At 56.3% G+C, this 19485-nt stretch carries 19 protein-coding genes; 10 read left to right on the forward strand and 9 right to left on the reverse strand.

Going from position 1 to position 19485, the window contains the following annotated elements:
- Window positions 1-345 precede the first annotated feature (345 nt).
- Window positions 346-1899, forward strand: coding sequence for a BCCT family transporter (locus RZA33_RS05405; protein WP_317506830.1), 1554 nt, complete (start codon window positions 346-348; stop codon window positions 1897-1899).
- Window positions 1900-2059: 160 nt separating this feature from the next.
- Here the strand turns inward: RZA33_RS05405 and folK are convergent, their stop codons facing one another.
- Window positions 2060-2506 carry a 2-amino-4-hydroxy-6-hydroxymethyldihydropteridine diphosphokinase gene (folK, locus tag RZA33_RS05410; protein ID WP_317506831.1) on the reverse strand — a complete coding sequence of 149 codons (447 nt, stop codon included), beginning with the start codon at window positions 2504-2506 and terminating at the stop codon, window positions 2060-2062.
- 161 nt (window positions 2507-2667) lie between these two features.
- Here folK and RZA33_RS05415 point away from each other — a divergent pair, with 161 nt between their 5' ends.
- Window positions 2668-3426: an SDR family NAD(P)-dependent oxidoreductase gene (locus RZA33_RS05415; RefSeq protein ID WP_317506832.1), complete on the forward strand. Its 759-nt coding sequence runs from the start codon at window positions 2668-2670 to the stop codon at window positions 3424-3426.
- Between the two features lie 82 nt (window positions 3427-3508).
- On the opposite strand, the gene ybiO is transcribed toward RZA33_RS05415, so the two are convergent.
- From ybiO to RZA33_RS05435, 4 genes are all read right to left on the reverse strand, one after another.
- Entirely contained in the window at window positions 3509-5905 is a 2397-nt protein-coding gene (ybiO, locus tag RZA33_RS05420) for a mechanosensitive channel protein (RefSeq protein ID WP_317506833.1), read from the reverse strand.
- 166 nt (window positions 5906-6071) lie between these two features.
- The gene (locus RZA33_RS05425; protein WP_317506834.1) at window positions 6072-6503 is read right to left on the reverse strand and encodes a YqaA family protein; all 432 of its coding nucleotides are present in this window, start codon (window positions 6501-6503) and stop codon (window positions 6072-6074) included.
- A 17-nt stretch (window positions 6504-6520) separates the two neighbouring features.
- Window positions 6521-7342: an IclR family transcriptional regulator domain-containing protein gene (locus tag RZA33_RS05430; RefSeq protein ID WP_317506835.1), complete on the reverse strand. Its 822-nt coding sequence runs from the start codon at window positions 7340-7342 to the stop codon at window positions 6521-6523.
- A gap of 170 nt (window positions 7343-7512) precedes the next feature.
- Complete coding sequence (locus RZA33_RS05435) at window positions 7513-8481, reverse strand: rhodanese-related sulfurtransferase (RefSeq protein WP_317506836.1); 969 nt, start codon at window positions 8479-8481, stop codon at window positions 7513-7515.
- A 186-nt stretch (window positions 8482-8667) separates the two neighbouring features.
- On the opposite strand from RZA33_RS05435, the gene RZA33_RS05440 reads away from it, so the two are divergent.
- On the forward strand, window positions 8668-9357 hold the full coding sequence (locus RZA33_RS05440) for a pirin family protein (protein WP_317506837.1): 690 nt from the start codon (window positions 8668-8670) through the stop codon (window positions 9355-9357).
- Window positions 9358-9441: 84 nt separating this feature from the next.
- On the opposite strand, the gene serA is transcribed toward RZA33_RS05440, so the two are convergent.
- Window positions 9442-10686 carry a phosphoglycerate dehydrogenase gene (gene serA, locus RZA33_RS05445; RefSeq protein ID WP_317506838.1) on the reverse strand — a complete coding sequence of 415 codons (1245 nt, stop codon included), beginning with the start codon at window positions 10684-10686 and terminating at the stop codon, window positions 9442-9444.
- A 236-nt stretch (window positions 10687-10922) separates the two neighbouring features.
- Here serA and RZA33_RS05450 point away from each other — a divergent pair, with 236 nt between their 5' ends.
- From RZA33_RS05450 to djlA, 4 genes are read left to right on the forward strand one after another with little or no spacing between them, the layout of a single operon-like run.
- Window positions 10923-11213, forward strand: coding sequence for an exodeoxyribonuclease VII small subunit (locus tag RZA33_RS05450; RefSeq protein WP_317506839.1), 291 nt, complete (start codon window positions 10923-10925; stop codon window positions 11211-11213).
- Window positions 11207-12100 carry a (2E,6E)-farnesyl diphosphate synthase gene (gene ispA / locus RZA33_RS05455; RefSeq protein WP_317506840.1) on the forward strand — a complete coding sequence of 298 codons (894 nt, stop codon included), beginning with the start codon at window positions 11207-11209 and terminating at the stop codon, window positions 12098-12100. Before RZA33_RS05450 ends, ispA begins: the two co-directional genes overlap by 7 nt.
- A gap of 2 nt (window positions 12101-12102) precedes the next feature.
- Window positions 12103-14028 (forward strand): 1-deoxy-D-xylulose-5-phosphate synthase, encoded by a 1926-nt coding sequence (dxs, locus tag RZA33_RS05460; RefSeq protein WP_317506841.1) that lies wholly within the window; start codon window positions 12103-12105, stop codon window positions 14026-14028.
- Window positions 14029-14077: 49 nt separating this feature from the next.
- Complete coding sequence (gene djlA, locus RZA33_RS05465) at window positions 14078-14842, forward strand: co-chaperone DjlA (protein ID WP_317506842.1); 765 nt, start codon at window positions 14078-14080, stop codon at window positions 14840-14842.
- Window positions 14843-14984: 142 nt separating this feature from the next.
- On the opposite strand, the gene cheZ is transcribed toward djlA, so the two are convergent.
- The 3 genes from cheZ to ribA all read right to left on the reverse strand — a co-directional run bounded on the left by cheZ (window position 14985) and on the right by ribA (window position 17147).
- A complete protein-coding gene (gene cheZ / locus RZA33_RS05470) occupies window positions 14985-15671 on the reverse strand; it encodes a protein phosphatase CheZ (RefSeq protein WP_317506843.1) in 687 nt (228 codons plus the stop codon).
- A 109-nt stretch (window positions 15672-15780) separates the two neighbouring features.
- Window positions 15781-16467: a PAQR family membrane homeostasis protein TrhA gene (gene trhA / locus RZA33_RS05475; protein WP_317506844.1), complete on the reverse strand. Its 687-nt coding sequence runs from the start codon at window positions 16465-16467 to the stop codon at window positions 15781-15783.
- A gap of 44 nt (window positions 16468-16511) precedes the next feature.
- Window positions 16512-17147 carry a GTP cyclohydrolase II gene (gene ribA, locus RZA33_RS05480; protein WP_317506845.1) on the reverse strand — a complete coding sequence of 212 codons (636 nt, stop codon included), beginning with the start codon at window positions 17145-17147 and terminating at the stop codon, window positions 16512-16514.
- Here ribA and RZA33_RS05485 point away from each other — a divergent pair.
- From RZA33_RS05485 to speE, 3 genes are read left to right on the forward strand one after another with little or no spacing between them, the layout of a single operon-like run.
- Complete coding sequence (locus RZA33_RS05485; protein WP_317506846.1) at window positions 17131-17403, forward strand: hypothetical protein; 273 nt, start codon at window positions 17131-17133, stop codon at window positions 17401-17403. The genes ribA and RZA33_RS05485 overlap by 17 nt on opposite strands.
- Window positions 17400-18512 (forward strand): uroporphyrinogen decarboxylase, encoded by a 1113-nt coding sequence (gene hemE / locus RZA33_RS05490; protein WP_317506847.1) that lies wholly within the window; start codon window positions 17400-17402, stop codon window positions 18510-18512. Before RZA33_RS05485 ends, hemE begins: the two co-directional genes overlap by 4 nt.
- On the forward strand, window positions 18512-19381 hold the full coding sequence (gene speE, locus RZA33_RS05495; protein WP_317506848.1) for a polyamine aminopropyltransferase: 870 nt from the start codon (window positions 18512-18514) through the stop codon (window positions 19379-19381). The genes hemE and speE overlap by 1 nt, the downstream gene beginning before the upstream one ends.
- Window positions 19382-19485 lie beyond the last annotated feature (104 nt).

Consider the following 19485-nt stretch of genomic DNA (forward strand, 5'->3'; position numbering starts at 1 on the left):
TTTAGCAATTGCAGCAATATTGCCAAATTAATTTTTATTATTAATTATCAGCTTGTTAGCTACTACCTTCTACAAGCGAGGGCTGGTCAGTGCGCCACAATAGTGCATTTGTACTTTTACAACGCTCCAAGATAAAGCACGTTAGACGTTAGTCTAAAAAGGCAGTATACTGCCCGTAGTTTCCTGTTTTCGCGCCATTCTTTGAATGGCGCTTTTTTTATTTGCTGTTTTTATCAACCGTTTTTAAAAACCGTTTTTAAAACTAAGCGGCGTTAAATCGCTTAACGACATGCTTTGATAGGCTGTTACTTTCGTTTATCGCCCCACCCCCACAAGGTATTGACTATGACCCAACCCGGCCCTAGCGCCGAGGGTGTCAAGCGGTTCTCGCTTGGCGATCCTATCGTGCTGATCTTGAGCATCGGCTTTATTGTCGCCTTTTTGGCGCTATCGCTTTACGACGTCGCCTTGGTAGCGGATAACATTAGCGCAGGCTTCGCTTGGACCGCCCTAGCCTTAGGCAGCTATTTTCAGCTATTGCTTCTGCTCACCTTCTTTATTGCCATCGGTTTAGCCATGACTTCGGCGGCAAAAGCCAAAATCGGCAACTTAGATGCACCAGAAATGAGCACGTTTAAGTGGCTCTCGATCATTCTGTGCACGTTGCTCGCAGGTGGCGGCGTCTTTTTTGCCGCAGGGGAGCCTGTTTACCACTTTGTGGTAACACCCCCCGCCTTTGATAGCGAGGCAGGTACCGCTGACGCCGTCTCCGGCGCCTTGGGGCAATCCTTTATGCACTGGGGCTTTATGGCTTGGGCAGTGCTGGGGTCTTTGACTGCCGTGGTGCTGGCGCACGCCCACTACGTAAAAGGTCAGCCGCTACAGCCTCGCACGCTGCTTTATCCGATTTTCGGCGAACGCCTAATGCGCGGCCCATTAGGCAGCGTGGTTGATGCTTGCTGTGTGATTGCCCTAGTGGCTGGCACCGTTGGTCCGATTGGGTTTTTAGCCACCCAGGTCAGCTTCGGCCTACACGAGCTGGTGGGCCTGCCTGAGGGTTATAACGGTCAACTGATCATTCTTGCAGTGCTAGGCAGCATCTACGTGCTGTCCGCTATGAGCGGTGTGCATAAAGGCATTCAGCTACTCAGCCGCTTTAACGTACTGCTGGCGATGGTCATCGGGGCGGTCATTATTGTTTTTGGCCCGACGCTGTTTTTAGTCAATAGCTACCTTTCCGGTATGGGCGCTTATGTCAGCGAGTTCTTTACCATGGCGACCATGACTGCCGAGACTGCGCCGGCCTGGTGGATGCAGTGGTGGACGGTGTTTTTCTTTGCTTGGTTTATCGGCTATGCGCCGCTGATGGCGATTTTTGTGGCACGGATTTCGCGCGGCCGCAGCATCCGTGAAATGATCATTGCGGTGGCGATTTTGGCGCCTATCGCGACCACCGTGTGGTTTACCCTGCTCGGCGGCTCGGGCATTTACTATCAGTTGAACGGGGTGATTGATCTCACCGAGGCGCTGAATAATTTCCAGTTTGATGTCGCCACGTTGACGGTTGCACAGGCATTGCCAGGCGGCACAGTGATGGCGCTAGCCATTTTGCTACTGACCACAATTTTCGTCGCCACTACCGGCGACTCCATGAGCTACGCCATTGCAGTCGTTGGGGCTGGCCACGATAACCCCAGCCCGTACATGCGCGCCTTTTGGGGAGTCGCCATGGCCATTATGGCAGCGGTGCTACTCTATATGGGCGCTGGGCAAATTTCGGCACTGCAGCAGTTCATTGTGATTACTGCGATTCCGGTGTCATTTATCCTACTGCCATCGCTGTGGAACGGCCCTCAGGCAGCCTACGCCATGGCCCGTGAACAGGGCATTATTGACTGAGTGCGTTCCCCTATCGTCATCCTATAGCCCTTCCAGCAGGCGCAGAATCATTTGCGGCTGCTGGTTGGCCTGGGTAATGCCTCTGATTTGTACCTTCATGCGGTTGGCTATCGCCTGCCCTGGGGAAGATTAGCCTCAAAACTCTGGCGGCTATAAAACATCATGAGCATTTTTGCGGTTCAAGGCGGCGGCCACTGCTAACCAATACTTCGTCGACAGGCTTTTTCACATATTCGTGTTGGTAGTAACCGTCATCGACCACCTCGCCATCCCAGGCCACAATATCCAGATCCATGGTACGTGGCCCCGATTTAATTGCCCCGCGCACGCGGCCTAAGCGGTCCTCTACCTCCTTGAGGTAGCCACGGAACGCCTCAAACTCAAGAGAAGTGCTCACCAAAAGTGCAGCGTTCAGGAAGTCGGGCTGCTGCTGGTAACCCACCGGCGTTGTGCGAATCGCTTTTGACCGGGCCAGCAACTCGCATTCATGACTAAGGATGGTCAGTGCTTGAGTAAAATAGTGGTCAGGATCGATATTACTCCCCAGTGAAATTAAACACTCATGACGAGTAGCGTTCTGCTCGGTAGGCAACGTCATTGGTGGCATAGCGACATCCTGTTCAATGTGGCACTGGCAAGCGCACACCCGATTTGGGCGATGCAGATTGGTTTCAATGCTAACCTCACGTGCAATTCATGTACAAGATATTGACAAACGCTACGCTCACGCAGAAAGTTTACGATGCCAAAATGCACAGGAACCGTTGTATGCATCAAAACGCAGCATTGATTACCGGCGGTGCCACCCGCTTAGGACGCTACTTTGCGGAAGCCTTGGCCGAAGCGGGTTACGACATTGCCCTGCACGCTAACCGCTCCCGAGATGAGGCGGAAGAGGTCGCCCGAAGCATTCGTGCCCAGGGTCGAGAATGTGAAATATTTTACTGCGATTTTTTAAGCGATGCGCTAAGCACGGAACTCAGTGAGTTACTCAACGCGGTAAAGCAGCGCTTTCCAGGCCTGGCGCTTCTGCTTAATAGCGCTTCGGCCTATGAACCGGCGCCGATTGGCGCAACCGAGCTTCCGATGTTGGAGACCCAGTTTCGGGTTAATCTGTTTACCCCGCTGCTGCTCACACGCTACTTCGCCCAGACCGTCGAAGACGGTCAAGTGATCAACATCATTGATAATAAAGTAGCCTATCACCAATACCCTTACGCAGCGTATCTGCTGTCAAAAAATAGCTTAGCAGAGATGACCCGCATGGCGGCGCTGGAGTTCGCCCCACGCATTCGGATCAACGGCATTGCCCCCGGCGTAGTACTGCCTGCCTCTCAACGCTCCAGCGACTACATTGACTGGCGAATCGACGGCATTCCCGTCCAGCATCAAGGCAACCCCGATCATCTGGTCCAAGCCTTGCATTATCTGCTCAAAAACGACTTTGTCGCGGGACAGATTCTGTTTGTGGATGGCGGTGAGTCAATCAATGTGGAAGGCCGCCACTCGGAAAACTATCCTGGTTAGCAAGTATTCACATTAGTGCTCAGCCAGCAAACAAAAGGGGCTGCCCGATAGGCAGCCCCTTTTACTTTTGGCGATGCGCCGTTTAGCGCCCGTCAGGGGCGTCGACGTCATCGTGGTCGGGCTTGATATGATCGGAGTCCGACGTTTGCTGCACATCCTGATGGGTATCGTCTCGATCTATAGGCGCCTCTTCCACCTTCTTTTCTTTGGCGGTCGACTCCAGTACCCGCACGTGTGCAGGCGGCGGATTGCCGTTTTTGTTATCGCCAAAGTAAAGCGTGGTGTGCGGGAAGGGAATTTCTATACCCGCTTCATCAAAGCGCAGCTTAACCAGGCGATTGTAGGCGCGACCAACACCCCACTGATCGCCCGGGGTGGTTTTAATAACAACTCGGATATTCACGGAGCTATCCGCGAGCGCAGTAACGCCTGCCACGGTCAAGTCGTCCAATAGCTTACTGCCGTGCTCTTCACTCGCCTTGAGATCTTCAAAGGCCAGCTTGAGCTGTTCAATCGCCTCGTCAATGCTCTCGCTGTAGCCAATACCGTATTCACCCACATGGTTACCATACTCACGCATGTAGTTAGACACAGTGTCGACACTGGAGAACGGTACGATATGGTAAGTACCCGATAAGTCACGGATACCGACTGAGCGGATACTCAACCGTTCGGCGGTGCCTGTCACGCCACCCACTGTGACCACATCGCCGGTATTCATGGCGTTTTCTATCTGGATAAACACCCCGGTAATAACGTCTTGCACCAGCTTCTGAGCGCCGAAACCAATCGCCAGACCCAGCACACCCGCACCGGCAATGAGCGGGCCGATATTAATGCCTATTTCCGACAGCACAATCATGCCGGTAATGGTGACCATGGCAATCGCCAGCGCATTGCGGAACAGGCTAAGCAGGGTTTTCGCCCTAGCCGAGGGTTCGCCATAGCCGGTTTCAGGATTGAGCTTGTGCTCAATCAGGCTCGCCAGACCCAGCCAGATGGCGAGTGATACAATCAAGATCACTGTCACGCTGGAAAGGTTGCCGATCAGATTGGCGCCGCCTTCAGAGGCATACCAAGCGGCTAGATCAAAGGCACCCCAGGCATTCAGCACCACCATGATGACCACAATCAGAATAATCGTACGCAGCACCCGTAGCGCATTGGGCACATAGCTGTTCAAGCGTTTTTCAAGCAGCGGCAGTTTGCGGCGCAAGTCGTCAGATAGCTTAATGCGGCGGCCAATGGTCTGGGTAAGGAACGATGACACCAACAGCCCAACGACAATAGCGGCCAATGACTTCAGGGTGGCGTACATCACAAACGGCAGCGCATCGCCGGGGCGGGTTAACGTCAGCACAAACACGATCAAGAAATACAGCAACGCGAACAGGTGCCAGGTACGCGCAAATAGCTGCAGCGAGACACGGCTGGCGGTTAAGGTAGATTTTGCCGCCATCTCGTTGAGGTTATCGCGCAGACGTTTACGGTTTTTAAGTACCACAACCACCGCGTAGATAAACGCCAACAGCGTAATCAGCGTGCCTAATGCCTGACCCAGCGACGCTGCCAAATAGAAATTAACCAGTGGCACCACGACCATCAGACCGTAACCGACCATGCCGATCAAGCGGGCTAACCAGCGGTTCCAGTAAGAAGCTTCTTGGGCAGAAATAGGTAGCAGACGCAGCCCTTCGTAACGCGAAGAGAACAACATCCGTACACCCGCTTTAAGCAGTTCGATAATTAAGAACGCATTTAAAAATAGCGAGGCACGTGTCGACAGCTCACCGGTTTCACCGACCGCAAAGGTAGCTACCAGGTTACCGCCCACATAAGACAAACTGACCAGCAGCACATCAATAACCGCCGCAATCGCCACACAGGCAATCAGGCGCAACACAGGCGTCAGGTTATGGCCATTTAACGACCAGCCGCTGATTTTAGTAAATAGCGGTTTCACCATTCGCCGGAAAAGCGCAAACATGACGAAGGTAGCGGCAATCACAATGCCCAAATTAATCGCTGCACTGATGAACGCGGCCATATCAAAGACGCTGTCTTCCTCTTGACCCGTGAATAGCCCGCTCACCAGGCTAACCACTTGTTCAAACTGCCCTCCCACATCGCTAACCACACTACTGGTAAGTTCAGCCAACTGACGCGGCAGCGAAACATCTTCCGGCGCAATATCGCTGCCCTGGGCTGCGGCTTCCAGCGAGCCTTGGTTGCCGAGACTACCGGGCAGCGACGCGGCTTGATTGCGCAACATCTCAATCAATTCTTGTCGCGACTGCTCGTCTTCCAGGAGGTCTGCTAACGCTTGGTAAGATGTTGGTGCCGCCTCTTCAGACGATGCGCCACCATCGGCGTCGGCTGATTCGCTTGACGTGCTCTGCGCCATTGCTGGCGTGGCCAATAAGGCAACCATTGCCAATAGCCAGACACCTAGCCAGGGTAATAAACGAAGTGGCTTCACGCCTGAACCTCCTTTTGGATGAGTATTTTGTTCACTCTAACGGCTGCCTGTCGTTGCACCACTAGATTCTATGCAGTCATTTTTGACCATGTTGCCACGATAGTGTGTTGAATATAGCGTGTTGCTTTTTAAAAAGTCGAACAGGGTAACATGACTTAAAGCCGTTTCACTGACACAGCGGCGCAAGCCAATAATGTGCTAGTAGCAATACCACCGCGTAGCGGGTGCCCTTGGCGACCAAAATCCACGCTAGCGCTCGCCACCAGGGTAGCCGAAACACACCGGCCAGTACGGTAAGCGGGTCACCAATCACCGGCGCCCAGGATATCAACAGGCTTAGCTCGCCAAAGCGGTGGTACCAGCCTTCCGCTCGGGCCAGGCCACGTGGCGATGCAGGGAACCAGCGGCGGTCTTGAAACTGGCGTGCGTAGCGGCCTAGCGCGACGTTGATCATGCTGCCCAGGGTATTGCCCAGCGTGGCTACCCACCAAAGTGCCAGCGGCGGTTCGCCAACACACCACAGCCGCGCCAGCCACACCTCCGAACCACCAGGCAATAACGTGGCGCTGCCCAAGGCGACCCAAAACAGGCTTAGCATAGCGTTAGCAGCGCCCGCTAGCGCGGCAACTGCCCACCCAACTGCTGAGTAATCTCGGCGGCTGTCTGACGCACCAGCGCCCCCAGTGTCAGCAAGCGGGCTTCCGGGATACGTGCCATAGGGCCAGACACAGAGATCGCTGCCAGCGGCGCGCCGTACTCATCAAACACGCAGGCGGCCACGCAGTGCAGGCCTACGGCATGCTCTTCACGGTCGCAGGCAAAGCCCTGGGCGCGAATCTGCGCCATCTCAGCCTGCACGGTATCGGGCTCGTAGAGTGTATTGGCGGTCACTCGCACCAACTCACGATTTGCCAACAATTGAGTACGCTCGTCGTCGGGCATCCACGCCAGCAGCGCTTTGCCTACGCCAGAGGCGTGCAACGGCGCGCGGGAACCCAAGCGGGTGATCATGCGCATCATTTGCGGGGATTCGTGCTGAGCCAAGAACACCGCAGTGGCCTCATCGCGAATACCTAGGTTAGCGGTTTCACCGGTTTCCGCGGTTAAGCGGCGCAGAAAGGGCCTGCTGGTCGCCACCACGTCGCGGGCTTCAAGAAAGCTATTGCCGATACGAAAGGTTTTGACATCGACTCGCCACAGGCCTTGCTCGTTTTCCTGGGTCACAAAGCCCTGGCTCTGCAAGGCTTGTAACAGGCGATGGGTCGTAGACGGCGCTAACTCGGCCATCTCCGCCAAGTCTGAAAGGGCCAGCCCCAGCGGGCTGGCCGCGAGGTATTCCAGCAGCGTTAAGCCACGTACCAGAGACTGGCTGTGCCCACCGCTGGCTTTGGCAGTATTCGCCGGACGGCCGACCGTCCTGCGCTTGGCGTCACTCACCTGATTCTCCTAAAAGCCTCTCCTGAAGGCGTCAAGGCAAGCTGCCTAAAGACGCCTCGCTTGGATACAAAAGAACATCAGGATAACGCGCCAATGCCGCCGCTGTCGCGTTTACGGAAACGAATTCCACTCACTCAGCGCTGCTTGCAACGATGCTATCGGCTATGTTTTCAGCCATGGGCTTTCATTTTGCGGGTATCGCGGCCCAGAGGGTGCGGCTCGCCGCGCGCTTTGGCGAGGTCTATCTGGCGCTGGCGCTCACGCGCAGCGTTGCGGGTTTTCTCCGGCAGCGAGTCGATGCAGTGGGGGCAGCTTATTCCCGGCTCATACGCAGATGACTGCATATCCTCGGCGGATATCGGCATGCGGCAGGCGTGGCACTGCTCGAACTCGCCTTTGCTTAGGTCGTGGCGAACCGTGACGCGGTTATCGAACACGAAACACTCACCGCGCCATAACGATTGCTCTTCGGGGACTTTTTCCAGGTAGTTCAGCACGCCGCCCTTTAGGTGATAGACCTCGTCAAAGCCCTCTTTGAGCATAAAACTGGAGGCTTTTTCGCAGCGGATACCACCGGTGCAGAACATGGCGACTTTCTTATGTTTTTCCGGGTCGTAGTGCTCGCGCACGTACTCGGGAAATTCGCGAAACGTGGTGGTTTTAGGGTCGATCGCCCGTTCAAAGCTGCCAATCGCCACCTCGTAATCGTTGCGGGTATCGATCACCAGCACTTCCGGGTCGGCAATGATGTCGTTCCAGTTCTCCGGCTCAACGTAGGTGCCCACGGTATCGTTAGGGTCGATATCGGGCACGCCAAGGGTAACGATCTCTTTTTTGAGTTTGACCTTGGTACGGTAGAACGGCGCTTCGTCGCAATAGGACTCTTTGTGATCGATATCGGCTAGGCGCGGGTCGGCGGTCAGCCAAGCCAGCAGAGCGTCAACGCCCTCGCGGCTGCCCGCCACCGTGCCGTTGATGCCCTCTTTGGCGAGCAGCAGCGTGCCCTTTACGCCGTTATCGAGCATGGTTTGGTGAAGCGGTTCGCGCAGCGCTTTGAAGTCATTGAGGGTGACAAATTTATACAGCGCCGCGACCACAATGGGCGGCATTGGGTTAGGCATAGCAGTGGTTACAGACATGCAAAGCTCCAGGTAGTCATCCTCGTAAAGGACGGACCGGGTTATTAAGACGCGCATATTCTAGCGCAATCTGGCGCTGAAAACGTCGATTTATTCGACAGAAACGTACTGAAAGCTTCACGCCACATGGCGCCAACGAGGCGTATATTGTCACTATTCACTTTCACACAACCTGCGGAGCACACCATGATTATTCGTCGTTCAAACGAGCGGGGCTACGCCAACCACGGCTGGCTTCGCTCGTACCATACATTTTCGTTTGCCAACTACGTTGACCCCAACCATATGGGTTTTCGTGCCCTGCGCGTGATCAACGAGGATCGAGTGGCGGGCGACCACGGCTTTGGCGCTCACCCTCATCGGAATATGGAGATTATCTCTTATGTGCTGGAAGGCGAAATGGAGCACAAAGACAACATGGGCAACGGCGAGGTAATGCGTCCGGGCGATGTGCAGCGCATGTCAGCGGGCACCGGGGTGCTGCACAGTGAGTTCAATCACTCTAAAGAGAACGAGCTGCATTTTCTGCAAATATGGATTGAACCCAAGCAGCTAGGCGTTAAGCCCAGCTACGAGCAAAAAGCCTTTCCAACAGCCGAGCGGCAAGGCCAATGGCGCCTAGTGGCCTCTCAGGAGGGCCGCGACGGATCTGTGAGCATCAATCAGGATGTGAACCTCTACGCGGGCCTGTTCAACCCTGGCGAACAGGCAACAGCGCCGCCTTCGCGCCATGGCTGGCTGCACGTGGTGAATGGCGAAATGGACATTAACGGCGAGACGCTGGGTGCAGGCGATGCGGCGGCGTTTACGCCGGAAGAAACGATCAGCCTCACCAGTAAAGAAGCAGGCGAAGTGCTGCTGTTTGATTTGGCTTAGAGACCAAGCCGGCTAAATGGCACTAACCAAAACGGCGCCTCGCAAGAGGCGCCGTTTTTTTCAGCCAACTTTTAACTCAATGCGTTAGCTGTTTTGTGACGAGTAGAGCGCACGGATTTTCAGCGTGTGATCCACCTGCTTCAAGGCTTCCAGCGCCTGGGGACCGTAGGCTTTATCCACATCGATGACCACATAGCCGACTTTCTCGTTGGTCTGCAGATACTGACCCGAGATATTGATGCCGTTTTCAGACAGTACGCGGTTAATCTGCGACAGCACGCCCGGTACGTTGTCGTGGATATGCAGCAAACGGTGCTTGTCCGGGTGAGCGGGCAGCGCGACTTCGGGAAAGTTGACCGAGGTCACGGTGGTGCCGTTATCGGAATAGGTGATCAGTTTTTCCGACACCTCGATACCGATATTTTCCTGGGCTTCCAGCGTAGAACCACCGATATGCGGCGTGAGGATGACGTTCTCCAGGCCACGCAGCGGGCTTTCAAACTCCTCTTCGTTGCCTTTCGGCTCGACCGGGAAGACATCAATCGCCGCACCGTTGAGATTGCCTGCTTTCAGCGCCTCGGCCAGCGGCTCGATTTCAACCACGCTACCGCGGGAGGCGTTAATAAAGATCGCGCCGGGTTTCATGGCGGCGATCTCTTTGGCGCCGATCATCCAGCGAGTTGAGGCAAGATCAGGCACGTGCAAACTGATCACATCAGAACGCCCCAGCAGCTCTTCAAGGCTGCCTACTTGATTGGCATTGCCCATGCCCAGCTTGGCAATCACATCGTAATAAATAACGTTAAAGCCCAGCGACTCAGCCAGTACCGAAAGCTGGGCGCCGATGCTGCCGTAGCCAACGATGCCCAGCGTTTTACCGCGCGCTTCGTGGGAGTTCTTGGCCGACTTCAGCCAGCCGCCTTGGTGGGCGCGGGCGTTTTTCTCAGGGATACCGCGCAGCAGCATAATGGCTTCCGCCAGCACCAGCTCAGCCACCGAACGGGTATTGGAGTAAGGCGCGTTAAACACCGCAATACCGCGAGTTAGGGCAGCGGTCAAATCGACCTGATTAGTGCCGATACAGAAACAGCCAACGCCGACCAGCTTCTCTGCCGCTGCGAACACACGCTCCGTCAACTGGGTGCGGGAACGAATCCCGATGAAGTGAACGTCGCGGATCTTGTCGATCAGCGCTTCCTCATCAAGCGATGTCGGCAGGTGCTCAATATTGGCGTAACCTGACGTGTGAAAATTGTCCACCGCGCTTTGGTGGACGCCCTCGAGTAGCAGGATCTTGATCTTGCTCTTGTCCAGGGACGTTTTGGCCATGGCTGAATCAACCTCTATAGTCGGCGGCAAGCGCCGTGTATCGGTTTACAGGAGGCACGTATCGTAGCACAGCCCACCCGCTTCAGACCGGTTCAAGATGATGAAAAGTCTGCGTACTGACGATGAATGGATCGCAAGTCGCCACCATTGGCGTAGGCTGAAAGGCAGACGCCACCCCCAGACGTCGGTGTATACTATGGGCTATTTTCAAAATACCGGTTTGCAGGCACCTCCCAATGAGCGATACAACACCACCCCCGCAGGATTTTGCTGCGACGGTTGAGCAACTCGAAACCATCGTTGAACGCCTTGAGTCAGGCGAGCTCTCATTGGAAGATGCACTGACCGCGTTTGAACAGGGCGTGCGGCTAACCCGCGATGCCCAGCAGCGCCTGGATAGCGCCGAGCTTAAAGTTCGTGCGCTCAGCGAAGACAGTGAAGGGCGTTTAAACGTGGCGCCCTTTGCCGGCCCCGACGACCCCAAGGACACCGTCGAGGAAGACAGCAAGGAGACGCCCCCATGGTAGCGACGCAGCAAAGCCCGCTTGCCACTCTGCGCCAAACCAGCAATACCCGCGTAGACGCCACGCTAGCGGCTCTTTTCAACAGCCGCCCGGCGGTGGCGCCCAGGCTTGAAGCCGCCATGCGCCATGGTTTGCTGGGGGGGGGCAAACGCCTGCGCCCGCTGCTGGTGTACTTGGCCGGGAAAGCGCTGGGTGCCGACGCTAAAGCGTTAGACGCGCCGGCCGCCGCCATTGAACTCATCCACGCCTACTCGCTGATTCATGATGATTTACCCGCCATGGATGACGACGACCTGCGCCGTGGTCAACCCACGGTGCATAAAGCCTTTGATGAAGCCAGTGCGATTTTAGCCGGTGATGCCCTGCAGGCACTGGCCTTTGAGGTACTGGCCAGCACCGCTCACCCGCGGCTGAGTCACTTAGTCCACACGCTGGCCTCGGCGTCCGGCCGCGATGGTATGGTAGCGGGCCAAGCGCTGGATTTAGACGCCGTCGGCGGCCATCCGGATGTCGACGCCCTGGCCCATATGCACGCCCACAAAACTGGCGCCCTGATTGTCGCCGCGGTGCGCATGGGCGGCCTAGTCGCAGTCGCTGAAGATGACCCCCGTTTGACCGCGCTGACTCGCTACGCCCGCGCCATTGGACTAGCCTTCCAGATTCACGACGACATCCTGGACGTGACTGGCGACACCGTTACCCTAGGCAAAACGTCAGGCGCCGATGCCGCCCGTGCCAAGCCCACTTACCCCAGCCTGCTGGGGCTTGAGGGCGCAGAGCGCAAAGCGCAAAGCCTGATCGACGAGGCCATTGCCGCCCTCGCCCCGCTGGGCGAAGGAGCCGCACCGCTGGCCGAATTAGCCCACTATATGATCGAGCGCGACCACTAAAGATGCCCATGAAGCTGTTCGACGAAATCCCCCGCGAGCGCCCAACGACGCCGCTGCTCGACTCCTTTGACCATCCCGCTGCGCTGCGGGCCATGAATGCCCGTCAGCTCGCCCAATTGGCCGATGAACTACGCGCCTACCTATTATATAGCGTGGGCGTTTCAGGCGGTCATTTTGGCGCAGGGCTCGGCGTTGTCGAGTTGAGCGTTGTTCTGCACCACGTCTTTAACACCCCCCAAGACCGCTTGGTGTGGGACGTTGGTCATCAGGCTTATCCGCACAAAATTCTGACCGGCCGCCGAGAAACCATGCTGAGCATTCGTCAGCACGGCGGCTTGGCCGCCTTTCCGCGCCGCGCCGAATCCGAGTACGACACCTTCGGCGTGGGCCATTCCAGCACGTCAATTTCATCGGCGTTGGGGATGGCGCTGGCGGCCAAAGCCCAAGGCGAAAAGCGCCATGTGTGCGCGATTATTGGCGACGGCGCGCTCTCTGCGGGCATGGCCTTTGAGGCCCTCGCTCATGCGGGTCATGTGAATGCCAACTTGCTGGTAGTGCTCAACGACAACGAGATGTCGATTTCCGAGAATGTCGGCGGCATGGCGACGTATCTCGCCCGGGTACTCTCCAGCAAGCCCTACTTGAAAATACGCGAAGAGGGCAAAAAAGTGCTCTCTCACCTGCCCGGCGCGCTAGAAATTGCCCGTCGCACCGAAGAACACATGAAAGGCATGGTCAGCCCCGCCACACTGTTTGAAGAAATGGGCTTTAACTACGTTGGCCCCATTGATGGCCACGACCTCGACGCGTTAACCGAGACGCTGGAAAACCTGCGCGACCTTGAAGGCCCGCAGTTTCTGCATATCAAAACGGTCAAGGGCAAAGGCTTCCTGCCCGCCGAGGCGGACCAGATTGGCTACCATGCGATTACCAAGTTAGAAAAACCCGGCACCTCGGCCACAGCCACGACGGTCAGGAAACCGATGGTGGCACCACCACCGCCCAAGAAAAAATACTGCAACGTTTTTGGCGACTGGCTGTGCGATATGGCCGCGGCGGATCCACGCTTGATGGGGATCACCCCTGCCATGCGCGAAGGCTCCGACCTGATTCGCTTTTCAAAAGAGTACCCTCAGCGCTATTTCGATGTGGCGATTGCCGAGCAGCATGCGGTAACGCTCGCGGCAGGCATGGCCTGCGAAGGTATGAAGCCAGTGGTCGCCATCTATTCCACTTTTCTGCAACGCGGCTACGATCAGCTCATCCACGATGTGGCGGTGCAGAGCCTCGATGTCACTTTTGCGATTGATCGCGCGGGCTTAGTGGGCGAAGACGGCCCCACGCACCACGGCAGCATGGACCTGTCGTTTTTACGCTGCGTGCCCGGCATGGTGATTCTAGCCCCGGCCGACGAAGCCGAGTGCCGCGCCATGCTCAGTGCGGCCTATCACCACCCCGGCCCCGCTGCGGTGCGCTACCCCCGCGGCACAGGGCCAGGCGTTGAGATCCCCGCGCACCTTGAGCCACTGGCTATTGGCAAAGCGGACGTACGCCGCCACGCCGCCAACGACGGCGTGCGCATTGCACTGCTGGCCTTTGGCAGCCTCAACAGCGCGGCGGCGGAAGTGGCCGAACGGCTCAATGCCACCCACATCAATATGCGCTCAATTAAACCCCTGGACCGCGACGCGCTGTTACACGCCGCCGATGAACACGAACTACTGGTGACCCTGGAAGAGAACGTGGTTGCCGGCGGCGCAGGCAGCGCTGTCAATGAGCTGCTCAACGCTGAGGGTGTGCAGGTGGAAGTACTCAACCTCGGCTTACCCGACGCCTTTGTCGAACACGGCACCCCTGCAGAGCTGCTTGCCGACTGCCAGCTGGATATCGAAGGCATCGAACGCGCTATTCGCGCTCGGTTGCCTTAAGCCTTTAGCTTTCAATGACTTTTAACTTTCCACCACTTTTGAGATTGCCATGCTATTTTTGATTATCATCTTCGCCCTGATCGGCCTTGCATTTGGCGGCCCGGTGGGGCTACTTATTGGCGGCGGTTTGGGCTGGTGGCTGGGGCGGCGCCTGAGCCGTCGCCTGAACCTTGCCCGCATGCGTATCCAGGAAGGCTTTCTGGAATCGATCTTTTCCGTCATGGGTTGCCTGTGCCAAGCCGACGGCAAAGTGACCGATGGCGAACTCGACGTCGCCGAAAAGCTATTTGACCAGATGCACTTACAGGGCGAACAGCGCGCCAAAGCACGCGCCGCTTTCGAACGCGGCCGTGCCGATGATTTTGACCTTGATGCCGAGCTGGCGGCGGTTTACCGCTTGACCCAACGCCAGCCGGTTTTACGCCAGGTGTTTATTCAGGTTCAACTCAGCGCTATTGCGGCCGACGGCGTGCTCCACGACGCCGAACACGAGATGATTCTGCGTGTTGCCCGCGGCGTGGGCTGCAGTGAAACCGAAGTACAGCAGATCGAAGCCATGCTGCATGGCGCCGCCGCCAATTCCCAGGGCGCCAGCAAAGAAGCTCTCAAAGACGCTTATCGGGTATTGGGCGTTTCAGAAGACACCAGCGACGCCGATATCAAGAAGGCCTACCGCCGCCTGATGAGCCAAAATCACCCCGACAAACTGGCCGGCAAAGGCCTGCCGGACAGCATGCGCGATGTCGCCCAAGCGCGCACCAGCGAAATCGGCAATGCCTACGAGCGGATTCGCGAGGCGCGGGGTAGCGCTTAAGAACAGTAGTTAAGAATGGCGCATATAGAATACAGCGTCGCAAATCCTCGCTAAGAAGCTTTTAGCAGCTGACGAGAACCGTTGCAGACAAATCGGCAACGGTGCTCTACGCGGGTTTGGCGGGGCGGCGGCGGAGCGTCAGTTAAAAGCCAAGATCGTCAAGCAGATCATCGACTTGGTCTTGCCCTGTGGCCACATCGGTTTTGTCTTTGCCGACCTGCGGCCCATTACGCAGCTTGGCATGCTCATCGCGGTTATCTTCGTGCTTAACGCCGTCGGTAACATTGGGGACATTATCGACCAGCACTTGTACCAGCTGCTCTTCGATTAACTTAATCACCTCCGTCATCTTCTTGATCACCTGACCAGTGAGATCCTGGAAGTCTTGAGCCATCATAATTTCAAGCAGCTCTTTTTGCGTATCGCCGGTCGCTTTGGGAAGCGTATTACTCAAATAATGCTGCGTATCGGCCACTAGCGCCGGGTCGCTCTCTACCTCCACTTGCTTAGCCATCGCCGCCTGCCAGCGCTTGTCCAGGGCGGCGCCCTCACTTTCAAGGTCATCTTGTAAGGGCTGGGCGCGTTCAACGGCGTTTAACGCTCGTTCCGCGGCCTGCTCGGTCATCGAGGCGACATAGTTTAGCCGGTCATTGGCATCAGGAATGGCTTGCGCCGCCTGGGAAATCTGCTGATCCAACCCCAGCTCTTTCATACTGTCCCGCAGCAGGCGGGTTAAGTGGCCGATGCGATGAATCATGTCGTCAGATTGGTCTTGCTTCCCGAGCACTGACGGCATTGTCGTATCGTGGGCGTTATTAGTAGAACTCATGCTAATCCTCTGGATGGAAAAGCTCGTTGAGCTTCTCTTTTTTTTGATCTTGCCAACTAACGCTGCATACCTCAAGGAAGTAATACAATTTAATGAGACAATGCTAGCATTATGCAGGCGAGGTATGGGGCAGAACGGCGCTATAAACGGCAAAGTAGTGGCAAACGCTACCGGCGATTACAAAAAGATGCCAAATGGCATGATTATAGGGGATAGCGCGCACGGCGTAGAAGATAACCCCGAGTGTATAGGTGATCCCGCCGGCCGCCAGCAGGACGATGCCCGTTTTCGATAAGCTGGCCGCCATCTCGCCTGATGCCAGCACGATCATCCAGCCCATGAGTAAATAAATCGCCACGCGCAATATCGAAAAACGCTGGGGCCATAGCAATATGCAGGCAATGCCCACTAGCGCCAGCGACCACACGGCGGCAAATAATACCCAGCCCGTGGTGCCGCGCATATTGACCAGTAAAAAGGGCGTGTAAGTACCTGCGATGAGTAGATAAATCGCACAGTGATCAAGTAACTGAAAGCGCTGCTTCCAGCGTCGATGAGGAATACTGTGATAAAGGGTCGAAGCGGTATAAAGCAGGACTAACGTGCTGCCGTACAGGCTCAGGCTGACAATTTTCCACGGGTCGACATGAGCGGCTAAGCTAGCCGCGATTAGCAGCACCACCATCCCCACCAGGCTGAGCACCGCACCGATGCCATGGGTAATACTGTTCAGGTACTCTTCGACGACGCTGAATTCACTGATATTGGCTGGTCTGTTGCGCATTGTTTGTTTCATAGGGCGCTCCTTACGCTCGGGCCCTGTTCAATACTTTCCCTCTGTCACCCCTTGCGCTCGATATCCACGTCGCTAGCTTGGGTAAAGTCATCCAGGGCCATCATGTGGCCGAGCTTGCCCGCTTTGGTGGCAAGGTACTGTTCGTTATGAGAGTTCAAACCGGTGGTGATCGGCAGGCGTTCAACGATATTCACACCGTCGCGAGTGAGGGCATCCACCTTGCGCGGGTTGTTGGTCATTAGCCGTAACGATGTAATCCCCAAATGGTTAAGCATCGGCACGCACAGGTCATAGCGGCGCATATCGGCACCGAAGCCAAGCTGCTCGTTGGCTTCAACCGTGTCAGCGCCCTGGTCCTGCAGATGATAGGCGCGAATTTTGTTTAACAGGCCAATGCCACGGCCCTCTTGACGCAGATAAAACAGCACGCCACGACCCTCTTCAGCAATGCGCTTGAGCGCCTCCTGCAGTTGATAGCCGCAGTCGCAGCGCATTGAGAACATCGCATCGCCGGTTAGACACTCGGAGTGGACCCGCCCCAACACCGGCTCGTCACCGGTAACATCGCCCAGCGTGAGGGCAATATGGTCCTTGCCAGTGGCCTCATCTTCGAAGCCATGCATGGTAAATGTCGCCCAAGGGGTGGGCAGCCGGGAAGCGGCAATGAAGCGAATGGTCACAGGTTACCTCGCTGATGGACCAAACCAGTTAACCACACCAGTGTTGGCAAAATGGGCTGCTATTCTATCAGGAAGCAGCGCCCGCCTCACGCTGGCAAAGCGGCTAAATAAAGGAGAAAAATTCGTCGAGTGCAACGAAATTTGCCACTCAGGGCGCCGCCCTACCCGCTATTTTCAAGTACAATTGGCCGCATACAATTCCGTCTACGCGCTCCTCGATGATGCGGGCAAATTTCTTAAGAGCAAGTATCTATGACCACCACACCGTTGCAAAATGATCGTTTCCTTCGCGCACTGGCGCGTCAGCCTGTCGACCGCACGCCCGTGTGGATGATGCGTCAAGCCGGCCGGTATCTGCCGGAATACCGTGCCAGACGAGCCGATGCGGGCAGCTTTATGGATCTGTGCCGCAACCATGACTTGGCTTGCGAAGTCACCCTACAGCCACTGGAACGCTTTCCGCTGGATGCGGCCATTCTGTTTTCAGATATTTTGACCATTCCAGATGCTATGGGCTTGGGACTCTATTTTGAAACCGGCGAAGGCCCAAAATTCCGCAAAACCGTGCGTACACAAGAAGAAGTCGCTGCACTAACCGTACCCGATGCCGAACGCGATTTGGATTACGTGATGCGCGCGGTGTCGACCATTCGCCGCGAGCTGAATGGCCGCATGCCGCTGATCGGCTTCTCGGGCAGCCCTTGGACGCTGGCCACCTACATGGTCGAGGGGAGCTCCAGCAAAGATTTCCGCCATCTGAAAACCATGCTCTACGACACACCAGACACCATGCACCAGCTGCTGGATACGCTAGCACATGCGGTGACCGACTACCTGAACGCGCAAATTCGCGCTGGCGCCCAGGCGGTGCAGATTTTTGATACCTGGGGCGGTGCGCTGTCTACCCCCGCCTACCTTGAGTTCTCGCTGCGCTACATGGAGCAGATCGTCTCGGGACTCATCCGCGAGCACGACGGCCGCCGCGTACCGGTGATTCTCTTCACCAAAAACGGTGGCCAGTGGCTTGAGCATATCGCCTGTGCCGGTGCTGATGCGCTAGGTATCGATTGGTCTACTGAGCTGTCCGATGCCCGTGCGCGAGTGGGCCATAAAGTGGCGTTGCAGGGCAACCTGGACCCCAACGTTCTCTTTGCCCGCCCCTCGGCCATTCGCGCCGAAGTCGCTCGTGTGTTGGAAAGCTACGGCCACGGCCCTGGTCACGTGTTTAACCTGGGCCACGGCATCAGCCAATTCACCAACCCGGATAACGTCACCGCCTTTATGGAAGCGCTGCACGATTTAAGCCCGCAGTATCATCGGGATATTCCAACGCACACCAATGCACAGCACTCAGGAGCCAATTGATGAGCGATTTACGCGCCGACGACCAATGGTTTACCGAAGTCTTTGATAGCCATGGCAGCGCCTTCTCATTGAAGATCTCTGAAAAGCTGCTGGATGTGCAAAGCGACTACCAACACCTAGAAGTTTACGCCACCGAGACCTTCGGCAACCTGATGGTGTTGGATGGCTGCGTGATGCTGACCGATCGTGATAACTTCCTCTACCACGAGATGATCGCACATCCGGCGCTATTCACCCATCAAGACCCCAAGCGGGTGGTGATCATCGGTGGCGGCGACTGCGGCACATTGAAAGAAGTGCTGCGTCATCCTGGCGTCGAGAAAGTCACCCAAATTGATATCGACGAAGAAGTCACCAAGGCATCCGAGCGTTTCTTCCCATCATTGGTAGAGTCAAATAACGACCCTCGCGCCGAACTGCTGTTCGCCGATGGCGTGAAGTGGGTAGACGATGCACCGGATGAGAGCATCGATGTTTTAATCATCGACTCCACCGACCCGGTTGGACCTGCCGAAGGGCTGTTTAAAACCGACTTTCTAAAGCGCTGCCACCGCATTTTGAAAAGCGGCGGCGTAATGGTGCAGCAGAGCGAATCACCGCTTTATCACAGTGGCTCGATTATCCGCGAGCTGCGTAACGATATGCGCAAAGCGGGCTTTGACAGCGTCGCCACCCTTCCCTTCCCCCAGCCGGTTTACCCATCGGGCTGGTGGAGCGTGACGCTGGCGGGTAAAGCCACCGACGTCAGTACGTTCCGCGAGCAGGCGGCCGCCAGCCACGACCTGCCGCTTGAGTACTACAGCTTTGAAGCCCACCGTGGCGCGCTCGCCCTGCCGCCATTTATGCGCAAGGCTTTTGCGGCCGAGTAAACGCACACTCGTTTTGCCTACCTTTTAGTGACCGCTTACCTCAGATTGCTCCATAAAGGTGCAAAGCGAGGTCAGCGGTTGCCGTATTTGCACCTAGACCTTCG

It is taken from the genome of Halovibrio sp. HP20-59 (assembly GCF_033052795.2).
Classification (GTDB): Bacteria; Pseudomonadota; Gammaproteobacteria; order Pseudomonadales; family Halomonadaceae; genus Vreelandella.